The sequence below is a fragment of the Actinomadura sp. WMMA1423 genome (assembly GCF_006547145.1).
Classification (GTDB): domain Bacteria; phylum Actinomycetota; class Actinomycetes; order Streptosporangiales; family Streptosporangiaceae; genus Spirillospora.
The window spans coordinates 6,283,217-6,301,161 of sequence record NZ_CP041244.1; the positions used below are offsets into that span (position 1 = coordinate 6,283,217).

Here is a 17,945-nt window from a genome sequence, read left to right on the forward strand (position 1 = left end):
ACGGGGCCCGGCCGCACGTCCATGCCGCTCCGCGCGGACCGTCAGCCCGCGGCGGCCTTCAGGGCCCGCGCCGTCAGAACCGTCGCCAGATGCGCCCGGTACTCCGACGACCCGTGCAGGTCGGTAGGCGGCTCCGTGCCCTCCGCCGCCTGCTCGGCCGCGCTCCGCAGCGCGTCCGCCGCCGCCGGCCCCCCTCTGACGGCGGCCTCCACGGCGCTCGCCCTGACCGGGGCCGGGCCCATGTTGGTCAGCGCGATGCGCGCCTCCTCGATGCCGTCCCCGTTCCGGTGGACGGCGCACGCGATGCCGACGATCGCCCAGGCCTGCGCCGTCCGGTGGAACTTCTCGTAGTGGACGCCCCAGCCCGCACCCAGTTTCGGCACGCGCACGCCCACGAGCAGCTCGTCCGGCTCCATCGCCGACGTCATCCAGTCGACGAAGAACTCGGATGCGGGGATCTCCCGCTCGCCGCGCGCGGACCGGACGAGGAGCACCGCGTCCAGCGCCAGCGCGACCGCGGGCAGGTCGCCCGCCGGGTCCGCGTGGGCGAGCGATCCGCCGAAGGTGCCGCGGTGCCGGACCGCCGGGTCGGCGACCGTCTCGGTCGCCTGCACGATCAGCGGGACGTGCTCGCGCACCAGCGGATCGCGCATCACCTGGTGGTGCGTCGCCATGGCGCCGATGAACACCGAGCCGCCCTCGTCGCGGATCTCCCGCAGCGCGCCGATCCGGTCGAGGTCGATCAGCGCGTCGGGGTAGGCGAGCCGGAGCCGCAGCAGCGGCATCAGGCTCTGCCCGCCCGCGAGCACCTTGGCGTCCTCGCCCGCGTCGGCCAGCGCCTGGACGGCGTCGTCCACCGAGGCGGGACGGACGTAGTCGAACGTCGCGGGGATCACTGGTCACCTCCGGCCGAGCCGAGTCCGCCGCCCGCGCCCGGTTCGGCGGCGGCGGGTTTCTCCTGCCCGCGCGTCGCGCGCCACACGCGTTCGGGCGTGCACGGCATCGGCACGTCGTGGACGCCGTACGGGCGCAGCGCGTCCACGATCGCGTTGACGACCGCCGGGGTCGAGGCGATCGTGCCGGCCTCCCCGACGCCCTTCACGCCCATCGGGTTGGACGTCGCGGGCGTCTCGGTGCGGTCGGTCGTGAACGTGGGCAGGTCCGCGGCCGACGGAAGCAGGTAGTCGGCCATCGTGGTCGTCGTCAGGTTCCCTTCGTCGTCGTAGACGGCCTCCTCGTAGAGGGCCTGGGCGATGCCCTGAGCGAGCCCGCCGTGGACCTGCCCCTCGACGATGAGCGGGTTGACGACCTTCCCCACGTCGTCCACGGCCACGTACTTGCGGAGCTTCACCATCCCCGTCTCGGTGTCGACCTCGGCGGCGCACAGGTGCGTGCCGTGCGGGAAGGAGAAGTTCTCCGGGTCGAACGTGGCGTCGGAGTCCAGGGACGGTTCCAGACCGTCCGGCAGGTCGTGCGCGGCGAACGCGGCGAGCGCGACCTCCTGGATCGTCTTGCCCTCCTCCTGGACGCCCCGGACGCTGAACCGCCCGCCCTTGAACTCGAGGTCCTGTTCGGAGGCCTCCAGCAGGTGCGCCGCCACCTTGCGGGCCTTGTCCACCACCTTCTCGCAGGCGGAGAACAACGCGACGCCTCCGACGGCCAGGGAACGGGAGCCGTAGGTGTCCATTCCCTTTGGGGAGACGGCGGTGTCGCCGTGCAGGACCTTCACGTCCTCGAACGGGACGCCGAGCCGGTCGGCCGTGATCTGCGCCCAGGCCGTCGCGTGGCCCTGCCCGTGCGGGGACGAGCCGGTGACCACCTCGACCTTGCCGGACGGCAGTACGCGCACCGACGCGTGCTCCCACCCTCCGGCCCCGTACGACAGCGACCCGAGGACCCGGGACGGGGCGAGACCGCACATCTCCGTGAACGTGGACACCCCGATGCCCAGCTGCACCGGATCGCGCCGCTCCCGCCTGTCCGCCTGCTCCGCGCGGAGCTTGTCGTACTCGAACAGCTCCAGCGCCTTGTCGGTCGCCGCCTCGTAGTTGCCGGAGTCGTAGGTGAGGCCCGCGATCGTCTCGTAGGGGAACTCCTCGTGCGCGATCCAGTTGCGGCGCCGTACCTCGATGGGGTCCAGCTCCAGTTCGGCGGCCAACTCGTCCATCATCCGCTCGATGGCGTAGGTGGCCTCCGGGCGGCCCGCGCCCCTGTAGGCGTCCGTGGGCGTCTTGGTGGTGAAGACCCCGGAGCAGGTGAACGACAGCGCGTCCATCTTGTAGATGGCGTTGAACATGAACGCGCCCAGCAGCGGGATGCCGGGGGTGACCAGCATCAGGTAGGCGCCCATGTCGGCCAGCAGTTCGACCTTCAGGCCGCGGATCCGGCCGTCGCGCTCGGCGGCGAGCGTGAGCCGCTGGATCTGGTCGCGGCCGTGGTGGACGGTCATGTTGCCCTCGCTGCGGGTCTCCGTCCACTTGACCGGACGGCCGAGCCTGCGGGCGAGCAGCAGCGCGAGGACCTCCTCCCCGTACACCTGCAGCTTGGAGCCGAAACCGCCGCCGACGTCGGGGGCGACGACCCGGATCCGGTGCTCGGGGATCTCGGTGACCGTGGCCAGCATCAGCCGCAGGATGTGCGGGATCTGCGTGGCCGAGTACAGCGTGAACTCGTCGCCCTCGGGGACGCACAGCACCGACCGCGGCTCCATCGCCGTCGGGATGAGCCTCTGCTGGACGTAGCGGCGCTCCAGTACGACTGGGGCGTCCCTCATCGCGGCGTCGAGATCCCCGTTCTCGAAGACCCAGGTGTAGGACTTGTTCGTCCCCAGATCCTCGTGGACCAGATCGGCGCCGTCGGCTATGGCCGCCTCCATGTCGACCACGGCCGGCAGCGGCTCGTAGTCGACGTCGATCTCTTCCAGGGCGTCGACGGCCGCGGCCTTGTCGCGGGCCACGACGCAGGCGACGGGCTCGCCGACGTAGCGGACCTCGTCCACCGCCATGGACGGGTGGGCCGGATGCTTCATGTCTTCGGTCACGACCCAAGCGCAGGGCAGCGAACCCTGCTCCGCGGCGAAGTCCTGACCGCTGAGCACCGCGACGACCCCGGGGCGCTCCTTCGCGGACGCCGTGTTCACGCCGGTGATCCGGGCGTGGGCGAACGGGCTGCGCAGGAACGCCACGTGCAGCGTCCCCGCGGGCGCCATGTTGTCGGTCCACCGCGTCCGGCCGGTGATGAGCCGGGCGTCCTCCGACCGCTTGCGCGGGCTGCCGACCTCCTGGACGGTCACGGCGTCACCTCCTGCCGGCCGGGCTCGCGCATCTCGCTCGCCGCCCGCCGCACCGCCTTGACGATGTTCTGGTAACCGGTGCACCTGCACAGGTTGCCTTCCAGCCCCTCCCGGACCTCGTCCTCGGACGGGTCGGGGTTCTCCCTCAGCAGGTCGAGCGACGCCATGATCATGCCGGGCGTGCAGTAGCCGCACTGGAGCGCGTGCTCCTCGTGGAAGGCCTGCTGCATCGGGTGCGTGGTGCCGTCGACGCCGAGCCCCTCGACGGTCGTCACGTCGTGGCCGTCCGCCTGGACGGCGAGCACGGAGCAGCTCTTCACGCTCATGCCGTCCATCAGGACGGTGCAGGCTCCGCAGTTGCTGGTGTCGCACCCGACCGGGGTGCCGACCTTCCCCAGCCGTTCGCGCAGATAGTGGACGAGAAGGAGGCGCGGCTCGACGTCGTCTTCGTACGTCGCTCCGTCGACCTCCACACGGATACGTGGCATGCGGTTTCTCCCAGGGACGTCTCGGGGTGGACTGTGAGAGACGCCCCTGGGAGGGGCACGCTGATCCGGCCACGTCATCGGGGCCACCTCCGTGGAAGGCGACCCTACGAACCTAATCCGGGGTTGAATGCCGCACTAGTCCCAGACGTCGCTTATTTACCGACGTCTGGGGGACTGATGGCCGCTAGTGCACGCGGAGCAGAACCGGCCACGTCTTCGCCCCGACGATCCCGTCGTCGGAGACGCCGCCCCACCGCTGCACGGCCTTGACGGCCGACTCGGTGGTGTCGTCGAACTTCCCGGTCATGCTCACCTCGGGGTGGCTGCGCGCCAGCAGCAGACCCTGAAGGCTCTCCACGTGCTCCCCGGAGTCGCCCTTGCTCAGCTGCGGCAGCTTCTTCACCATGTCCTCCGTCCAGTTGCCCCCGCCGTAGGCGGGCCGTCCGTAACCGGCGATGACGCCGGAATCCCTGACGCGGCGCCTCACCGAGTCACTCGTGTTGCCCTCGATCGTCTGCAGCCGCCCGCCGCCGAGGACCTTCTCGACGACGCCGACATGGTCGATCGCGCCGATGCTGTTGGTGGCGCCCCAGTCGAAGAACACGATGTCGCCGGGCTTCGCCTGGTTGACGCTCGCGGTCGTCCCGCTGTGCCAGCGTCCCGCCTTCTGGAAGTCCTGCGCGTGCCACACGGTGTAGGCGCGGTCCCCGCCCGGCAGGACGGCGCTCGCGTTCCCGCTGTGGCGCGCCCAGTAGGTGATGGCCATGTCGCACCAGGACGCCCTGAGGAACTCGTCGCCGTGCCTGGACGCGTACTCGCGCGTGATGGTGTTAGGGCGGCCCGACATCCCGAGCGACTTGCGGGCCTCTGCGATCATCCCCGCGGCGCTCATCCGGTGCCGTCCTCGCCGGCCAGGGCCTCCCCGCGGAAGATCCCGTCCGCGTCGGGCTCGCCGTACAGCTCCCGGAGGATCTGCTCCTCGTCGGGCTCGGTGGCCCGGTGGACGTCGGGGTTCACGTCCACCTCATCCATGTGAGTCGCTTCTGTGGTGTCTGTTCTGGTCTGGGGGGTCACGTTGCTTCTCCGAAGCGTCGGACTGTCCGATCGGTCGGGAGCCTCCGTTCTGTGGGCGGCCCCCGGCCGACCGTAATAGGAACAACCCCCATTTCTCCGGATTTCCCGCAAAAACACGTATATGCGCGATTCGTACCGCCTACCAGCCAAGACGACCGCCCGGCCGGGGCGGGCGGGCGGGCCCGGAGGGCGGCTGCCGGAGGGCGCCGGCCCGGGACGAATGGTCCGGTGGCGAATGGTCCGGTACCGCGGGCGCCGGTGTCCTGAGCAGGGGATATTTGGCGTTTCCGGGGTACGAGCCGCCTATGTTCTTCTTTTCCTCTTCCCGGTTGGGATGCCTGGGGTCTGTGCTCGTGACCCTGGTGCTCACCTGGGCGGTGTACGTGTTCCTCAGCCGCTGAGCCCGCGGCCTCCCCGGGCGCCCGGGCCGCGGCGCGCGCGAGGGAGCGGGGCAGGACGTCCAGGCCGTCGGCGGGCGATTCCGGGCGACTCTGGGTGATCGGCTTGACAAGGTTCGGTTACCGAGTGTCTCCTTGTCCGCATGACGTACCGCGCGCAGACCGGCAGCCCCGTGGCCCTCGGCCGCGTTGCCAGCGCGCTGTGTCCTTCGTGTCGCCGCTGATCCCTGCTCTGGGCGATCGCCGCTCTCGCCGAACGGTCTGCGTTCCGGCCGTCGATCGCCGTCTCCGGCCGACACACCCGCACGAAGGACTCTTCCCGTGGACCTTTCCGTGGTTCCCGACATCACCATGCGCGGCCAGGACGACCCGCACGCCCGCGTGATCGCCGTCCGCCCCGCGACCCTCGGTCAGCTCGCCGCCCGCGTCCGCGACCTCGCCGGACGCCCCGGCGAGTGGTGGGGGCTCGTCCGGTTCGACCCCGCGGGGCCGGTGCACGTCCCCCTCGACGGCGAGACCTGGCTGACCACCTGGCCGCCCGGCCCCGGCGGGACGATCCGCGCCCAGGTCGGCACCCTGATCGCGGGCGAGCTGGCGGAGGCCGTGCTCACCGCGCGCGGCGTCACCGAGCGGCCGCTGCGGGCCAACCGGGTCCGGGTGCACGGCGGGGGCACGCCCGCGCTGACGAATCCGGGGCCCGCGTTCGCGGTCAGCTTGCACGCCGCCGCAGCACGTCCTTCGGGCCTCCCGCCCAGGTGACGACCAGTTTCCCCGAGCGCAGCACGGCCCGCCCGTCGACCCGGTCGTGCGAGCCGTTCGCGCAGCTCAGCTTGATCCGCCCCTGCGCGTCCACGGTGCCGGTGCAAAAGCCCGGCGAGTTGAGGGCGGCGGCGCCCCGGAACAGGAACAGGGCCACGCGCCGGGAGCCGGAGCCCGCCGTCCAGGTGCCGTCCAGCTCCGACTTCTTCTCCGCGCCGGGCCGCACGCCGTTCTGCAGCGGCGGCGTCGGCCGCGCCGTGGGCGAGGCCGGCGGGCGGGCGGAGGCGGGCTCTCCCGAGTCGCTGCAGCCGGCCAGCGAGGCGGCGAGGAGCGCGGTGAGCAGCGTGGTGAGCAGCGCGGCGGGGAGCGGGCTCAGTGCGGGCACGGCCGGCCGCATGGGTCCTCCAGGAGATGGGGACGCGCGGCGGGCCCCGGGGGATTAGGCCCGCCGCGCGTGAACCGGGGGGTCGACGCGGGACGGCCTGGCCGCCCACGCAAGATCCACACCAATAGAAACCCGTAGGTTTTTCACGTCAAGATGCCCGGCGGCGTCCGGCCGCATCCGGTCAACGGGTCAACCGGTGGAGGCGGGCCGGGCCCCGGAACCGCCGCGACGGGACCGCGCCCCCGTCATGCCAGGTCAGCCGGGGGATCGCTCAGATACGGGGAGGCGGCCTCGCGGCCGACGAGGGGGAGCAGCGCGAAATAGGTGAGGGACGGCAGCAGCGACGGCAGCTCCTCCGCCTCGCCCGTCTCCATCTGGACGTGTATCGCGCTGTAGATGCCGCCCACGATCGCGTCGACGACCGGGATCGGGACGGGCGGCAGGGACGGGTCGGTGAAGAAGACGCGGAACCGGGTGAGGTTGTCGATGCGCGCCTGCCTGACCTGCGGGCCCGCCGCGTTCGCCTCCACCAGCGACGCCCGCGCGAACCGGGGCTCCCGGGCGAGGGCGGCGAGCAGCGCGCGGAGGCCGGCGTGGACCCCGTCGGGCCAGGACGGGGCCGCCTCGTAGGCCTCGGTCATGCGACGGAGCAGGATGTCCATGCCGCGCTGGTAGGCGGCGAGGAAGCACTCGTCGAGGTCGGGGAAGTGCGCGTAGAACGTCTTCTTCGTGACGCCCGCGCCCTCGGTGACCCGGCTGATCGTCGTGTGCGCGTAGCCCCGCTCCGAGACGACGTGGACGAACGCGTCGATCAGCCGCTCGCGCTGGATCCCGGCGACGGTCTCGGGGGAGAGCCCGTGGCGGCCCGGCTTGATCGCGCGGTCCGGGTCCAGCGCGGACCGGGAACCGGGCAGCGCTTCCGCGCGGCCCGCCTCCGGTGTCCCGGCCTTCCCCGCCATCGGCCCTCGCTTCGTCACCTGCCGTCGGGATCACACTACTCGGCGTTCCCGGCGCGGGGGGAAGCCCCGCGCCCTGCGGCGCGGGTCACAGCCGCACGTCAGCGCAGGTGCCGGCGGCGCGAACGGGTCAGCACCCGGACGGTGCCGACGAGCCCGAGGCCGATCAGCACGACCGGGACCATCGTCGTCACGGGCAGGACTCCGCCGTCCGTCAACCCGTCCGCGAGGAAGAGGCCCGCCAGGGACAGGAAGAACAGCCCCGTCACGGGCCCCGCCGGATCGAACCGGAACCGCTTCTTCTCACCGGTCATCGTTCCGCCCGCCCCCATCTCGCTGAGATCCTTCTGCTCGGTGCCTTCGAAGCCGGTGCCTTGGTGGTCGGCTCCGGCCGCCCGCCGGCGCTCAGACACGGTGCACGTCCACGTCCCCGAGCTTGCCGCGGATCCGCAGGACGATCACCGGCGGGTTCGCGGCGGGCGCGCCCTCCGGTTCCAGGGTCCGCACGACCTTGGCGGCGGGCCCGCTCGTCGTCCGGTGGTCGATCCGCACGTCGCCGAGCCCGATCCGCGCGTCCACCAGGACGCGGGCGGAGGGCGGCACCGTGACCTCGAGCCCGCCGAGCCCGACCTCGGCGTCGATCGTGACGCGCTGGCCGGCCGCGACCGGCAGGGCGGTGAGGTCGAGGTCGCCCTGCCCGACTCCCACCTTGTACACGCGGTCGATCTGCGAGGTGTCGGTGGGCCGCCAGTCGACCTCCCCGTACTCGGCGTTGCGCGGGACGTCGCCCGCGACCGAGGTGGTGAGCATGGCGAGGGTCAGCACCGTCCCGGCCGCCGCGAGGCCGCGGGTGCGGAACCAGCCGCCGATGACGAGGCCGAGCCCGACGACGGCGAGCGCGGGCGCCATGACGATCAGCCAGGAGTCCGGCGCGGCGTAGGACCGGGCGACCGGGAGCATCGCCGCGCCGGCACCCATGGCGGCGAGCAGCGTGATCGCCGTCGCGGGCGCCATCCCGCCCCCGCAGCCGTGCTCGGCGGGCGCCTTCGCGGTCCCCGCGGCCTCGGGCGCCCGGGTCCAGGCGGCCGAGTACGCGGCGAGGTCGATCATGCCGTCGGGCAGGCCGCCCGCCCCCGGCCGCGAGGACCCGTGCCCGCCGGAGGACTGGTGCTCCCCGAAGGACCCGTGCTCCCCGAAGGACCCGTGCTCGCCGAAGGGCTCGTCCTTGGTGAGGCGCACGCCGCCGACGGTGGCGGACTCCGCCCGGGTCCACTCCGCGTGGGGCTCCGGTGGATGCCCCGTCATCCGTTCGGGGACGGTACGCGCCGCGGCCAGGAGGTCCACACCCCGCGAGTGCGCGACCAGCAGCACCAGCCCGACCACCACCAGTGGCGCGATGGCGTCGGTGGGGACCCCGCCGAACAGGCTGAACGCGACGCCCATGCACAGCAGGGCGCCGAGGATCGTGAGGACCGCCTGCCCGTCGAACCACCGCTTGAACCACTGCTCGGCGAGCGAGGACTCGCCCGGGCTCGCCGGCATCAGCAGCGCCGCCACGATGTAGAGGAAGATCCCCTGCCCGTGCGCGAGAGTGAGGATCGCGAACCCCACGCGGAGCACGACCGGGTCGATGCCGGTGTAGCGGGCGAGGCCCGTGCACACGCCGGCGAGCACCTTCCCCTCGGGATCCCGCGCCAGCCGCCGGTAGCCGTCCGCGGACGGGCCGCCGCCGCTTGCCGCGCCGGTGTCGGCCCCATGGCTCTCGCTGTGCCCGCTGTCGTGCGCGTCGTCGCCGGGTCCGCGCGGATCGTCTTTCCGGCCTTCTTCCTCGCCCATGCCAGTCATGGTCGCGTGCGACCCGCGGTGGACGGTATCGGGGACGTCCCTGATTCCGACCCTGAGACGGGCCCGGGGGTGGTCCCTGATGCGGATTATGCCCGGGCGTGTGACGATCGATGACGTGGGAGAACCTTGGAGAGGGCGGCGGTGAGCAAGGAGACGGCGGGTCCACCGGGAGCGTCGGCGCCACCGGGACCGGCAGAACCGGCCGGACCGGCGGCGCAGGCGTCGGGTGCGACGGTGCTGGCGCCCGGCCGGCTGGAGCGGGCGGCCGAGGGGCGCCTCGTCGCCGGGGTGTGCCGCGGCCTGGCCGTGCACCTCGGCGTGGACGTGTTCATCGTCCGGGGCGCGTTCGTCCTGCTCACGATGGCGAGCGGGCTCGGCGTCGCCGCCTACGCGGCGTTCTGGATCCTCGTGCCCGCCGGCGAGAAGGCCCCGGCCGGGGCCGGGCGGAGGCGGCGCGGCCGGGACTGGGGCCAGCTGCTCGCCTACGCGGCGGTCGCGGTCGGGCTCGCGACGCTGCCGTGGGGCGCGGCGGGGGTCGTCCGGTGGGCGCTGTGGCCCTTCATCGTCGGCGGCGTCGGCGTCGCGATCCTCTGGCAGCAGGCCGACCGCGACCAGCGGCAGCGCTGGACGCTGCCGCTGCGCCAGCGGTGGCTGCGCAGCCTGCTCGGACTGCTCCTCGTCGTCGGCGGCATCGGCGGATTCCTGGCGCAGAAGGTGGAGGCCGCCCAGGCGCGCTCCGTCCTCATCGCCACGCTGATCATCCTCACCGGGGTCGCGGTGATCGTGACGCCGTGGGTGGTGCGGCTCTGGCAGGACCTCGACGCCGAGCGGCACGAGCGCATCCGCTCGCAGGAGCGCGCCGAGCTCGCCGCCCACATCCACGACTCCGTGCTGCACACGCTGACGCTCATCCAGCGCAACGCGCAGGACACCCGCGAGGTGCAGCGGCTCGCCCGCTCCCAGGAGCGGACGCTGCGCACCTGGCTCTACCAGCCGCGCGCCGACCCCGACCGGACGTTCGCCGCGGCGATCAGGGAAACGGCGGGCGAGGTCGAGGACGACCACGGCGTGCCGATCGAGGTCGTCTGCGTGGGCGACACCGCGCTCGACGAGCGGCTCGGCTCCGCGCTGCAGGCCGCGCGGGAGGCGATGGTGAACGCCGCCAAGTACGCGGAGGCGCCGTCGGTGTCGGTGTACGCCGAGGTGGAGGGCGACGAGATCGCCGTCTTCGTCCGCGACCGGGGCAAGGGATTCGATCTCGACCAGGTCCCGGGGGACCGGATGGGCGTCCGGGGGTCCATCATCGGACGTATGGAGCGCAACGGTGGGAAGGCCACCGTCCGCACCGCGCCGGGCGAGGGCACCGAGGTGCGCCTGGAGATCAAGAAATCGTGAGCGCCGCCGGGGCCGTCGTCCGGCGCGGCGCTGGGCATGGGAGGCGGCCGACCGGCACCGCCGGGGGCCGCCTCCCGCGGAGGAGCGGGGCATGAGCGAGGCGTTGAAGAGGGTCGTGCTGGTCGACGACCACCAGATGTTCCGGACCGGCGTGAAGGCGGAGCTGGGCGGCGGCGTCGAGATCGTCGGGGAGGCGGGCGACGTCGACGAGGCGGTCGCGGTGATCCGCGGGACGCAGCCGGACGTGGTCCTGCTGGACGTCCACCTGCCCGGCGGCGGGGGCATCGAGGTGCTGCGGCGGCTGCACGGCTCCGTCGCGTCCAAGTTCCTCGCGCTGTCGGTGTCGGACGCGGCGGAGGACGTGATCGGCGTCGTGCGGGGCGGGGCGCGCGGCTACGTCACCAAGACGATCTCCGGCCCCGAACTGACGGACGCGATCGGCCGGGTCGCCGACGGGGACGCGGTGTTCTCGCCGCGCCTCGCCGGGTTCGTCCTGGACGCGTTCGCCGCAACGGACGCCCCGGCCGTCGATCCGGAACTGGACCAGATCACCCAGCGGGAGCGGGACGTGCTGCGGCTGATCGCCCGCGGCTACGCCTACAAGGAGATCGCCAAGGAGCTGTTCATCTCCGTGAAAACGGTGGAGACGCACGTCAGCAGCGTCCTGCGGAAGCTCCAGCTGTCGAACCGGCACGAGCTGTCGCGCTGGGCCGCCGCCCGCCGCCTCGTGTAGCGCTCTCCTATGCCCGGATGGGGGCGAGGGTAAACGTTTTCCCCGCGGTCGTGAGCGAATCGTGATTACCGATTCCCGTGCTTCATGATCACGGCCGCCGTCCCGTATGGGACAGTCGCTCTTCATGACTTACCCTCCCTCCGGGCCCCCGCAGCCGGGCCCCCAGGCGCCCTATCCGCCCCCGCCCCCGCCCCCGCCGATGCCGGGCGATCACGGACCCGGGTCCCACCAGGGCTCGAACCCCGAGAAGACCAACGGCCTGGCGATCGCCGCCCTCGTGACCGGCCTCATCCCGTGCGTCAGCCTCGTCGGCCTCGTCCTCGGGATCATCTCCCTCGGCCAGATATCGAAGAAGGGCGGCAAGGGCCGCGGCCTCGCGATCGCCGGGATCGCGCTGTTCTGCCTGTGGATCGTGCTGAGCATCGCCGGGTACGCCCTGCGCGGCGGCGGCTCGTCCGACGACGGGGCCGCCCCCAAGCCGACCGCGACCAAGCCCAAGGAGGTCGACGCCCAGAAGATGAAGCTCGGCAACTGCATCAACGACAACTCGGGCGCCACCAGCAGCGCCCCGACCAACGCCCCGGTCGAGGTCGAGAGTGTCAAGATCGTCCCCTGCACCGGCCCGCACGACGGCGAGGTGACGGCCGTCTTCAAACTGAAGGGCTTCGTCATGCCGCCCGAGGCGCGGCTCCAGCAGCTCGCCTCCACCGGATGCAAGCTCCGCACGCAGGCGCGGATCAACCGCGACCCGGCCGCGCGGGGCATCGCGAGCTCCTACTACTACCCGACGGCCGACTCGTGGAAGTCCGGTGACCGCACCGTCACCTGCGTCGCCGTCGCCGCCACCGAAGGCAAGAAGCTCAGCCGGCCACTGCACCGCTGACGTCCCGGCGCCCGCTGGGCGGCCGGCCCGCCGCCCGGTCCGTCGCCGACCACCCCGGCTCGTTCGAGCCCCGTCCGCCTCCCGCCACCCGAGCCGGACGCCTCCCAGAACCAGACGCCTTTCGAGCCCTGCTCGGCGTCCGACCGCGTTCAGTGCTGATCGTCCTCCGCGTCAGACCCTGCCCGGCGTCAGAGCGTCCGCATCCGCCCGGCCTTATGAGCCCGCTCGGTACCGGCTCCTGCTCTGCGCCCGAACCCGCTCAGGAATGGGACGCGCGCATGGTGTCGGCGACCATGTCGGCGACGTGCTCCACGGTGGCCACTCCCGCCCCCATGGTCGGATTGTCGCCGCTGCACACCGCGATGAGGAAGTCGTGGTCGCGCCCGGTGACGCGGCCGATGCTGTTGATCGCCCATCCGTGCCCCTGGTGGCGGACGGGTGTCCAGCCGTTCTTCAGCGCCACGTTCTCGCCCGGGCGCGCCGCCGCGCTGATGCCCCACGCCTGCTCCTCCACCACGGAGCCCATCAGGCGGAGGACGTACCGGCGGGCGTCCGCATTCAACGGGCTCGCGTCCGACGCCAGGTTCGTCAGCAGCCGCACCTGGTCTGCCGGGCTCGTCAGGGACGAACCCCACGAGATGTGGAACGGTCTCGTCTGCTTCAGCCCGAAGGCTCTGTTCGTCCTCGCGACGCCGGAGCTGTCCCCGGCCGCGGAGTACAGGGCGTTCGCCGCCATGTTGTCGCTTTGCCGGATCATCGTCCCGGCCAGCACCCGCTCCCGGCCGGACAGGCCGCGGCCGTCGCGCTGCCGTTGGAGCAGGAGGCTGGACAGGATGTCCACCTTCATGATGCTGGCGGTGACGAACCGGCCCTTCTCGTTCTCCCCGAACGACGTCCCCGTCCGCAGGTCCGTGGCCATCACCCCCACTTTGCCCGGCCGTTTCTGGATATAGGCGCGTACGGACTGGTGCAGGGCCGCGGAGTCGAACGAGCGCGCGGCGAGCTGCACCGCGGTGACCTCCCGCCCGGCCGCCGCTGGAGACCGCTCGGCCTTCACGACGCCGCCCGAGCGCGGCGCCCCGTCCGCCGTGATCCAGCAGGCGGCCGAACCCGCCCCGAGACCCGCCAAGAGAGCGAGCAGGATGAGATAACGCCGCATCGATTCCCCCGAATGTCGTGCGACTCAGAACTGACGTCCAAATGTCGATGTGGAATACGCCCGGGCCAGGCCATGCGCCCGGGCCCCGGCGCGCGCTCGGACCGAGGCGTGTTTGGGCCACGGCGCGTGCCTGGGCTGGCGGGTGGGCTGGGATCGGGGCGTTTGCCTTACGCGTCCGTGCGCCCGGCCGGTTCGTTTGCTCATCCCGGCTGCGTGCGCCTCGGCGGATATGTGCGCCCTTGACCGGCGTGTGTGCCTGGTCCGGCGTTTGGGTCAGGCGGGCGCGCCTGACCGCGCGCGGGCGTAGGTGCGCGGCGTGTCAGGAGCAGCGATCATGCCTGAACCGGTCTGGGCGTGCTCAGGCCGTGGGGCCTGTGTGCGTGGTCCGGCCTTACAGGGCGCCCGGAAGGCGGGCCGGGCAGCCCGGCTCGCAGCGCTCGGAATGCCGTGCGACCCGGCGCGCGTACGTGCCGAGGCGGCGGCGCAGGACGGCGGTCGTGAGCGGCGCGGTGCCGGGGAACCCCTCCACCTCGCCGCGCCAGCGGATCAGCGTCCCCGCGAAGTGCGGCTCCAGCGTGATGTCCGCGCGGAGCCGCCGTTCCGGACGGCCCGCCAGCGCGATGTATCCGTAGTGCCGCGGCGGATCCCAGGCCACGACCTCCTCGCGCCACGACCGGACGTACCGGACGGCCCCGGGCCCGTTCGGGTGCTCCTCGCCGGCGGACTCCCGCCGCACCCTGGTCCAGAAACCGCCCCACTCGTCCCATGCCTCCGGCACGCACAGGTGCTTGAAGATCACCTCAGGCGCGGCGGCGGATGTGGCGGTGGCCTCGATTTCACGCGGCATGACGACCCCCCGAGTTCTGTCACATGGGGTACATGCCCGCTCGGAGGCTGATTACAGCTTGTAATGCAGTGTATTTGCCGAGTGACCGAGACCTTTGCGACGTGGCGCCGCTCGGCGCGTCTTCGGGGCGGCGGTGATCAGGCGGTGTCGATGACCTGGAACGACTCGCAGAGGCGTCCCTCGGGCAGGCCCGCGGCGGCGGCGTTGGCGCCGAGCCAGCCGCGCAGCATCTCCGCCAGCCCGTCGCCCATGTGCGAGGTCTGGCTGGCGTGCGCCCGCAGCGCGTTGAGCTTGCGGTCGAAGCGGTCGGTGATGTCGACGTAGTGGTCGGCGACGGGGCCGCCGCTCAGCCACACCTCCCGCGCCGTCCACGCCTCCAGGCCCTCGTCCGCGAGCAGCTCGGGGAACGCGTAGGGGTTGCGGGCGTCGGGGTAGACGGCGTCGAGCGCGGCCGCCCCGACCGCCCGGTGGTCGGGGTGGCTCGGGTAGATGCGCTCGTAGTTGCGCTCCGGGCTCTGCGTCAGCACCCGGTCGGGCCGCACCTGCCGGATCACGCGGGCGATGTCGCGGCGCAGGTCGAAGGTCGCCTCGACCCGTCCGTCCGGGTAGCCGAGGAACCGGACGTCGCTCACCCCGACGCACTTGGCCGCCGCGCGCTGCTCCTCGCGGCGCAGAGCGGCCATCTCCTCGCGCGAGACCCCGTCGTCGAAGCCGCCCGCGTCGCCGTCGGTGACCATCAGGTAGACGACCTCGATGCCGCGGTCCGTCCAGCCCGCCACCGTTCCGGCCGCGCCGAAGTCGACGTCGTCCGGGTGCGCCTTCACGGCGAGGATTCGCTGCACTTCGCTGTCGTCCAGAACGTTGGTCACAGTTTCAACCATAAGGTCGGCGGACCGGTTGGAGCACACCCGGAGGTCGTGCTTTGAGCGAACTTTCCGGGCGCACCCATGACGAGGCGGCAGCCTTCTGGGAGCCCTCCGCAGGCCGACGCGGGGCCAGCTTCGAGTCGGTCAGGAGTCCTGGGCGGTCAGAACGTGAGCAGGGCCGAGAGCAGGCGCTCCTGGAACGCCGCCACGTCGCTGCCCACGGCCACCTTCACCGGCCGGCGGGTGTCGTCGGCGGGCAGCGAGCGGGCGTCCCACACGGTCGTGCCGCGCGTCAGCTCGCCCCGCAGCTCCACCCGGACCGGGCGCTGGACGTACTCGCCGAGCTCGGGGTCGACGACGAGCATCGCGGCCAGGGCGTCGTGGATGACCGCGCCCCGGCGCTTCAGGGTGGGCGTGTAGGCGTCCGCGTAGAACTCCAGGATGCTCGCGGCGAACCGGGCGACCGGGGTCTCGTGCGCGGCGAGCCGGTCCAGCCAGTCGTCGTGGACCGCGGTCGGGTGCGTGGCGTCCAGCGGGACCAGGACGATCGGCCAGTCGGCCGCGAACACCAGGTCGGCGGCCTCGGGGTCGTGCCAGATGTTCGCCTCGGCGTGCGTGGTGATGTTGCCGGGGTGGTCGAACGCGCCGCCCATCACGACGACCTCGCGGATCAGCGAGGGGAGCTCGTGGTCCAGCAGCAGCGCCGAGCCGAGGTTGGTCAGCGGGCCGGTCGCGAGCAGGGTCAGCTCGCCGGGCGTCTCGCGGGCCAGCCGGACGATCTGCGCGGGGGCGGGCTCGGAGACCGGGCGCCCCGCGGGCTCGGGGAGGTGCGTGTCGCCGAGCCCGTCGGTGCCGTGCCAGTCCAGCGCGTAGTGGACGTCCTGCGCCATCGGCCGTGCGGCGCCGACCGCGACCGGCACCCCCTGCCCGCCCGCGTCCGGCCCCGCGCCGGCCACCGGGATTCCGGCGGCCTCCAGGACGCGCAGCGTGTTGAGCGCACCGGTCACGGGGTCGATGTTGCCGTGCACCGTGCCGACGGCCGTCAGCTCCGCCTCCCCGGCCTGGACCAGCGAGGCCAGGTAGAGCAGCGTCATCGCGTCGTCGATGCCGGTGTCGCAGTCGTAGAGGATTTTGGGTGGCTTGGTCACGGATGCAACCTATGCGGGCACGGACCGTCCGGGCACCCCGATATCGCATGATCAGCGATTGGGTCTGGGATGGGGGCCTTCGCCGGGGTAGAGCTGAGACATGCGCAAACTCATCAACGCCCCGGCGGACGTGGTGTCCGACGCGCTGCGCGGGCTGGCCGCCGCGCACCCGTCGCTGAAGGTCGATCCAGAGAGCGGGACCGTCGTGCGGGCGGACGCCCCGCGGACCGGGAAGGTCGCCCTGGTGTCGGGCGGCGGATCCGGTCACGAGCCGCTGCACGCCGGTTTCGTCGGCTACGGGATGCTGGACGCGGCCTGCTGCGGTGAGGTGTTCACCTCGCCCGTCCCCGACCAGATCATCGCCGCCACGATGGCGGTGGACGGCGGCGCCGGCGTGCTCCACCTCGTGAAGAACTACACCGGCGACGTCATGAACTTCCAGATGGCCGCCGAGCTGGCCGAGGACGAGGACATCGAGGTCGTGTCCGTCATCGTCGACGACGACGTCGCGGTGGAGGACAGCACGTTCACCGCCGGGCGGCGCGGCACCGGCGCCACCCTGTTCGCCGAGAAGATCGCCGGGGCGCTCGCCGAGGAGGGCGCGCCCCTCGCGGACGTGGCCGCGGCGGCGCGGGAGGTGAACGAGCGCAGCAGGTCGTTCGGCGTCGCGCTGTCGTCCTGCACGGTCCCGGCCGCCGGGACCCCGACGTTCGAGCTGGGCGAGGACGAGATGGAGCTCGGCATCGGCATCCACGGCGAGCCCGGCCGCGAGCGCGTCAAGGTCGGCACCGCCGCGCAGATCGTGGACGCCTCGCTCAGCGCGATCGACGCGGACATGCCGCTGTCCGGCTCCGAGGTGCTGGTGCTGGTCAACGGGATGGGCGGGACCCCGCTGATCGAGCAGTACGTCGCCTACGCGGCGGCGGCGCAGTGGCTGGAGGGGCACGGCGCGACCGTCGTGCGCAGCCTGGTCGGGCCGTACGTGACCAGCCTGGAGATGGCGGGCTGCATGATCAGCGTGTGCCGGATGACGCCGGACCTGACCCGCCTCTGGGACGCGCCCGTCGAGACCCCGGGACTGCGGTGGGGCCGATGAACGCGGAGGACTTCGCGTCCTGGATCCGGCGGGCGGCCGAACGGGTGTCCGCCGACGCCGACCGGCTGACCCGGCTGGACGCGGCGATCGGCGACGGCGACCACGGGCTCAACCTCGACCGGGGCTTCCGCGCCGCCGTGGAGGCGCTCCCCGAGGACGTCCCGCCGGGCAAGGTGCTGATCACCGCCGGGCGGGCCATCGTGTCCAAGACCGGCGGAGCGTCCGGCCCCCTCTACGGGACGGCGCTGCGCCGCGCGGGCAAGGCCTTCGGCGACGCCGCCGACGTGGACGCCGCCGCGCTGGGGGCGGCGCTCCGGGCCGCCCTCGAAGGCGTCCAGGACCTCGGGAAGGCCGCCGAGGGCGACAAGACGATGGTCGACGCGCTGGCCCCCGCGGTGGCCGCGTACGAGGCGGCGCTGGCGGACGGCTCCGACCTGGCCGGATGCGCGCGCGCCGCCGCCGACGCCGCAGCCAAGGGCGCGGACGACACCGTCCCGCTGCGCGCGCGCAAGGGCCGGGCCAGCTACCTGGGCGAGCGCAGCGAGGGGCACATGGACCCCGGCGCCTCGTCCACCGCCCTGCTGCTCCGAGCCCTGGCCGACGTCGCGGGGGAGGGGTGAC

The 17,945-nt window shown here is 72.8% G+C and carries 19 protein-coding genes; 6 read left to right on the forward strand and 13 right to left on the reverse strand.

All coding sequences use genetic code 11. From position 1 onward, the window contains the following. Window positions 1–41 precede the first annotated feature (41 nt). The 5 genes from FKD65_RS29145 to FKD65_RS44495 all read right to left on the reverse strand — a co-directional run bounded on the left by FKD65_RS29145 (window position 42) and on the right by FKD65_RS44495 (window position 4,812). Complete coding sequence (locus FKD65_RS29145; protein ID WP_141580784.1) at window positions 42–896, reverse strand: xanthine dehydrogenase family protein subunit M; 855 nt, start codon at window positions 894–896, stop codon at window positions 42–44. Next, complete coding sequence (locus FKD65_RS29150) at window positions 893–3,292, reverse strand: xanthine dehydrogenase family protein molybdopterin-binding subunit (RefSeq protein WP_141580786.1); 2,400 nt, start codon at window positions 3,290–3,292, stop codon at window positions 893–895. Before FKD65_RS29150 ends, FKD65_RS29145 begins: the two co-directional genes overlap by 4 nt. After that, window positions 3,289–3,780: a (2Fe-2S)-binding protein gene (locus tag FKD65_RS29155; protein ID WP_141580789.1), complete on the reverse strand. Its 492-nt coding sequence runs from the start codon at window positions 3,778–3,780 to the stop codon at window positions 3,289–3,291. Before FKD65_RS29155 ends, FKD65_RS29150 begins: the two co-directional genes overlap by 4 nt. Before the next feature lie 184 nt (window positions 3,781–3,964). Beyond that, window positions 3,965–4,672, reverse strand: coding sequence for a CHAP domain-containing protein (locus FKD65_RS29160; protein ID WP_141580791.1), 708 nt, complete (start codon window positions 4,670–4,672; stop codon window positions 3,965–3,967). Next, a complete protein-coding gene (locus FKD65_RS44495; protein ID WP_168221235.1) occupies window positions 4,669–4,812 on the reverse strand; it encodes a hypothetical protein in 144 nt (47 codons plus the stop codon). Before FKD65_RS44495 ends, FKD65_RS29160 begins: the two co-directional genes overlap by 4 nt. Window positions 4,813–5,573: 761 nt before the next feature. Here FKD65_RS44495 and FKD65_RS29165 point away from each other — a divergent pair. Further along, window positions 5,574–6,011 (forward strand): cysteine dioxygenase, encoded by a 438-nt coding sequence (locus FKD65_RS29165; protein WP_141580793.1) that lies wholly within the window; start codon window positions 5,574–5,576, stop codon window positions 6,009–6,011. Here FKD65_RS29165 and FKD65_RS29170 read toward each other — a convergent pair. The 4 genes from FKD65_RS29170 to FKD65_RS29185 all read right to left on the reverse strand — a co-directional run bounded on the left by FKD65_RS29170 (window position 5,962) and on the right by FKD65_RS29185 (window position 9,188). Next, on the reverse strand, window positions 5,962–6,408 hold the full coding sequence (locus FKD65_RS29170; RefSeq protein WP_141580795.1) for a hypothetical protein: 447 nt from the start codon (window positions 6,406–6,408) through the stop codon (window positions 5,962–5,964). The two genes, FKD65_RS29165 and FKD65_RS29170, sit on opposite strands and share 50 nt — an antisense overlap. A gap of 233 nt (window positions 6,409–6,641) precedes the next feature. Then, window positions 6,642–7,355 (reverse strand): TetR/AcrR family transcriptional regulator, encoded by a 714-nt coding sequence (locus FKD65_RS29175; protein ID WP_141580797.1) that lies wholly within the window; start codon window positions 7,353–7,355, stop codon window positions 6,642–6,644. A gap of 98 nt (window positions 7,356–7,453) precedes the next feature. After that, window positions 7,454–7,765, reverse strand: coding sequence for a hypothetical protein (locus tag FKD65_RS29180; protein ID WP_141580800.1), 312 nt, complete (start codon window positions 7,763–7,765; stop codon window positions 7,454–7,456). After that, window positions 7,758–9,188 carry a PspC domain-containing protein gene (locus FKD65_RS29185; protein ID WP_168221236.1) on the reverse strand — a complete coding sequence of 477 codons (1,431 nt, stop codon included), beginning with the start codon at window positions 9,186–9,188 and terminating at the stop codon, window positions 7,758–7,760. The genes FKD65_RS29180 and FKD65_RS29185 overlap by 8 nt, the downstream gene beginning before the upstream one ends. A gap of 243 nt (window positions 9,189–9,431) precedes the next feature. On the opposite strand from FKD65_RS29185, the gene FKD65_RS29190 reads away from it, so the two are divergent. The 3 genes from FKD65_RS29190 to FKD65_RS29200 all read left to right on the forward strand — a co-directional run bounded on the left by FKD65_RS29190 (window position 9,432) and on the right by FKD65_RS29200 (window position 12,208). Next, complete coding sequence (locus FKD65_RS29190) at window positions 9,432–10,592, forward strand: ATP-binding protein (protein ID WP_240810368.1); 1,161 nt, start codon at window positions 9,432–9,434, stop codon at window positions 10,590–10,592. Between the two features lie 91 nt (window positions 10,593–10,683). Next, window positions 10,684–11,325: a response regulator transcription factor gene (locus FKD65_RS29195; protein ID WP_141580804.1), complete on the forward strand. Its 642-nt coding sequence runs from the start codon at window positions 10,684–10,686 to the stop codon at window positions 11,323–11,325. 124 nt (window positions 11,326–11,449) lie between these two features. Beyond that, a complete protein-coding gene (locus tag FKD65_RS29200; protein ID WP_168221237.1) occupies window positions 11,450–12,208 on the forward strand; it encodes a DUF4190 domain-containing protein in 759 nt (252 codons plus the stop codon). Between the two features lie 259 nt (window positions 12,209–12,467). Here the strand turns inward: FKD65_RS29200 and FKD65_RS29205 are convergent, their stop codons facing one another. From FKD65_RS29205 to FKD65_RS29220, 4 genes are all read right to left on the reverse strand, one after another. Next, complete coding sequence (locus tag FKD65_RS29205; RefSeq protein WP_141580809.1) at window positions 12,468–13,367, reverse strand: serine hydrolase; 900 nt, start codon at window positions 13,365–13,367, stop codon at window positions 12,468–12,470. A 391-nt stretch (window positions 13,368–13,758) separates the two neighbouring features. After that, on the reverse strand, window positions 13,759–14,214 hold the full coding sequence (locus FKD65_RS29210; RefSeq protein ID WP_141580812.1) for an SRPBCC family protein: 456 nt from the start codon (window positions 14,212–14,214) through the stop codon (window positions 13,759–13,761). A 137-nt stretch (window positions 14,215–14,351) separates the two neighbouring features. Then, window positions 14,352–15,083 carry a PIG-L deacetylase family protein gene (locus FKD65_RS29215; protein ID WP_240809652.1) on the reverse strand — a complete coding sequence of 244 codons (732 nt, stop codon included), beginning with the start codon at window positions 15,081–15,083 and terminating at the stop codon, window positions 14,352–14,354. Between the two features lie 158 nt (window positions 15,084–15,241). After that, complete coding sequence (locus tag FKD65_RS29220) at window positions 15,242–16,228, reverse strand: nucleoside hydrolase (RefSeq protein ID WP_302931556.1); 987 nt, start codon at window positions 16,226–16,228, stop codon at window positions 15,242–15,244. A gap of 100 nt (window positions 16,229–16,328) precedes the next feature. Between FKD65_RS29220 and dhaK the strand changes: the two genes are divergently transcribed. Then, window positions 16,329–17,324 carry a dihydroxyacetone kinase subunit DhaK gene (gene dhaK / locus FKD65_RS29225; RefSeq protein ID WP_141580816.1) on the forward strand — a complete coding sequence of 332 codons (996 nt, stop codon included), beginning with the start codon at window positions 16,329–16,331 and terminating at the stop codon, window positions 17,322–17,324. After that, complete coding sequence (gene dhaL / locus FKD65_RS29230; RefSeq protein WP_141580818.1) at window positions 17,321–17,944, forward strand: dihydroxyacetone kinase subunit DhaL; 624 nt, start codon at window positions 17,321–17,323, stop codon at window positions 17,942–17,944. Before dhaK ends, dhaL begins: the two co-directional genes overlap by 4 nt. Window position 17,945: the final 1 nt, after the last annotated feature.

What these genes read in the sequence shown, in the direction of transcription:
- FKD65_RS29155 (WP_141580789.1), bottom strand. Translation starts at nt 3,780, where the DNA reads ATGCCACGTATCCGTGTGGAGGTCGACGGAGCGACGTACGAAGACGAC.
- FKD65_RS29160 (WP_141580791.1), bottom strand. Translation starts at nt 4,672, where the DNA reads ATGAGCGCCGCGGGGATGATCGCAGAGGCCCGCAAGTCGCTCGGGATG.
- FKD65_RS44495 (WP_168221235.1), bottom strand. Translation starts at nt 4,812, where the DNA reads ATGGATGAGGTGGACGTGAACCCCGACGTCCACCGGGCCACCGAGCCC.
- FKD65_RS29170 (WP_141580795.1), bottom strand. Translation starts at nt 6,408, where the DNA reads ATGCGGCCGGCCGTGCCCGCACTGAGCCCGCTCCCCGCCGCGCTGCTC.
- FKD65_RS29175 (WP_141580797.1), bottom strand. Translation starts at nt 7,355, where the DNA reads ATGGCGGGGAAGGCCGGGACACCGGAGGCGGGCCGCGCGGAAGCGCTG.
- FKD65_RS29185 (WP_168221236.1), bottom strand. Translation starts at nt 9,188, where the DNA reads ATGGGCGAGGAAGAAGGCCGGAAAGACGATCCGCGCGGACCCGGCGAC.
- FKD65_RS29195 (WP_141580804.1), top strand. Translation starts at nt 10,684, where the DNA reads ATGAGCGAGGCGTTGAAGAGGGTCGTGCTGGTCGACGACCACCAGATG.
- FKD65_RS29200 (WP_168221237.1), top strand. Translation starts at nt 11,450, where the DNA reads ATGACTTACCCTCCCTCCGGGCCCCCGCAGCCGGGCCCCCAGGCGCCC.
- FKD65_RS29205 (WP_141580809.1), bottom strand. Translation starts at nt 13,367, where the DNA reads ATGCGGCGTTATCTCATCCTGCTCGCTCTCTTGGCGGGTCTCGGGGCG.
- FKD65_RS29210 (WP_141580812.1), bottom strand. Translation starts at nt 14,214, where the DNA reads ATGCCGCGTGAAATCGAGGCCACCGCCACATCCGCCGCCGCGCCTGAG.
- dhaK (WP_141580816.1), top strand. Translation starts at nt 16,329, where the DNA reads ATGCGCAAACTCATCAACGCCCCGGCGGACGTGGTGTCCGACGCGCTG.
- dhaL (WP_141580818.1), top strand. Translation starts at nt 17,321, where the DNA reads ATGAACGCGGAGGACTTCGCGTCCTGGATCCGGCGGGCGGCCGAACGG.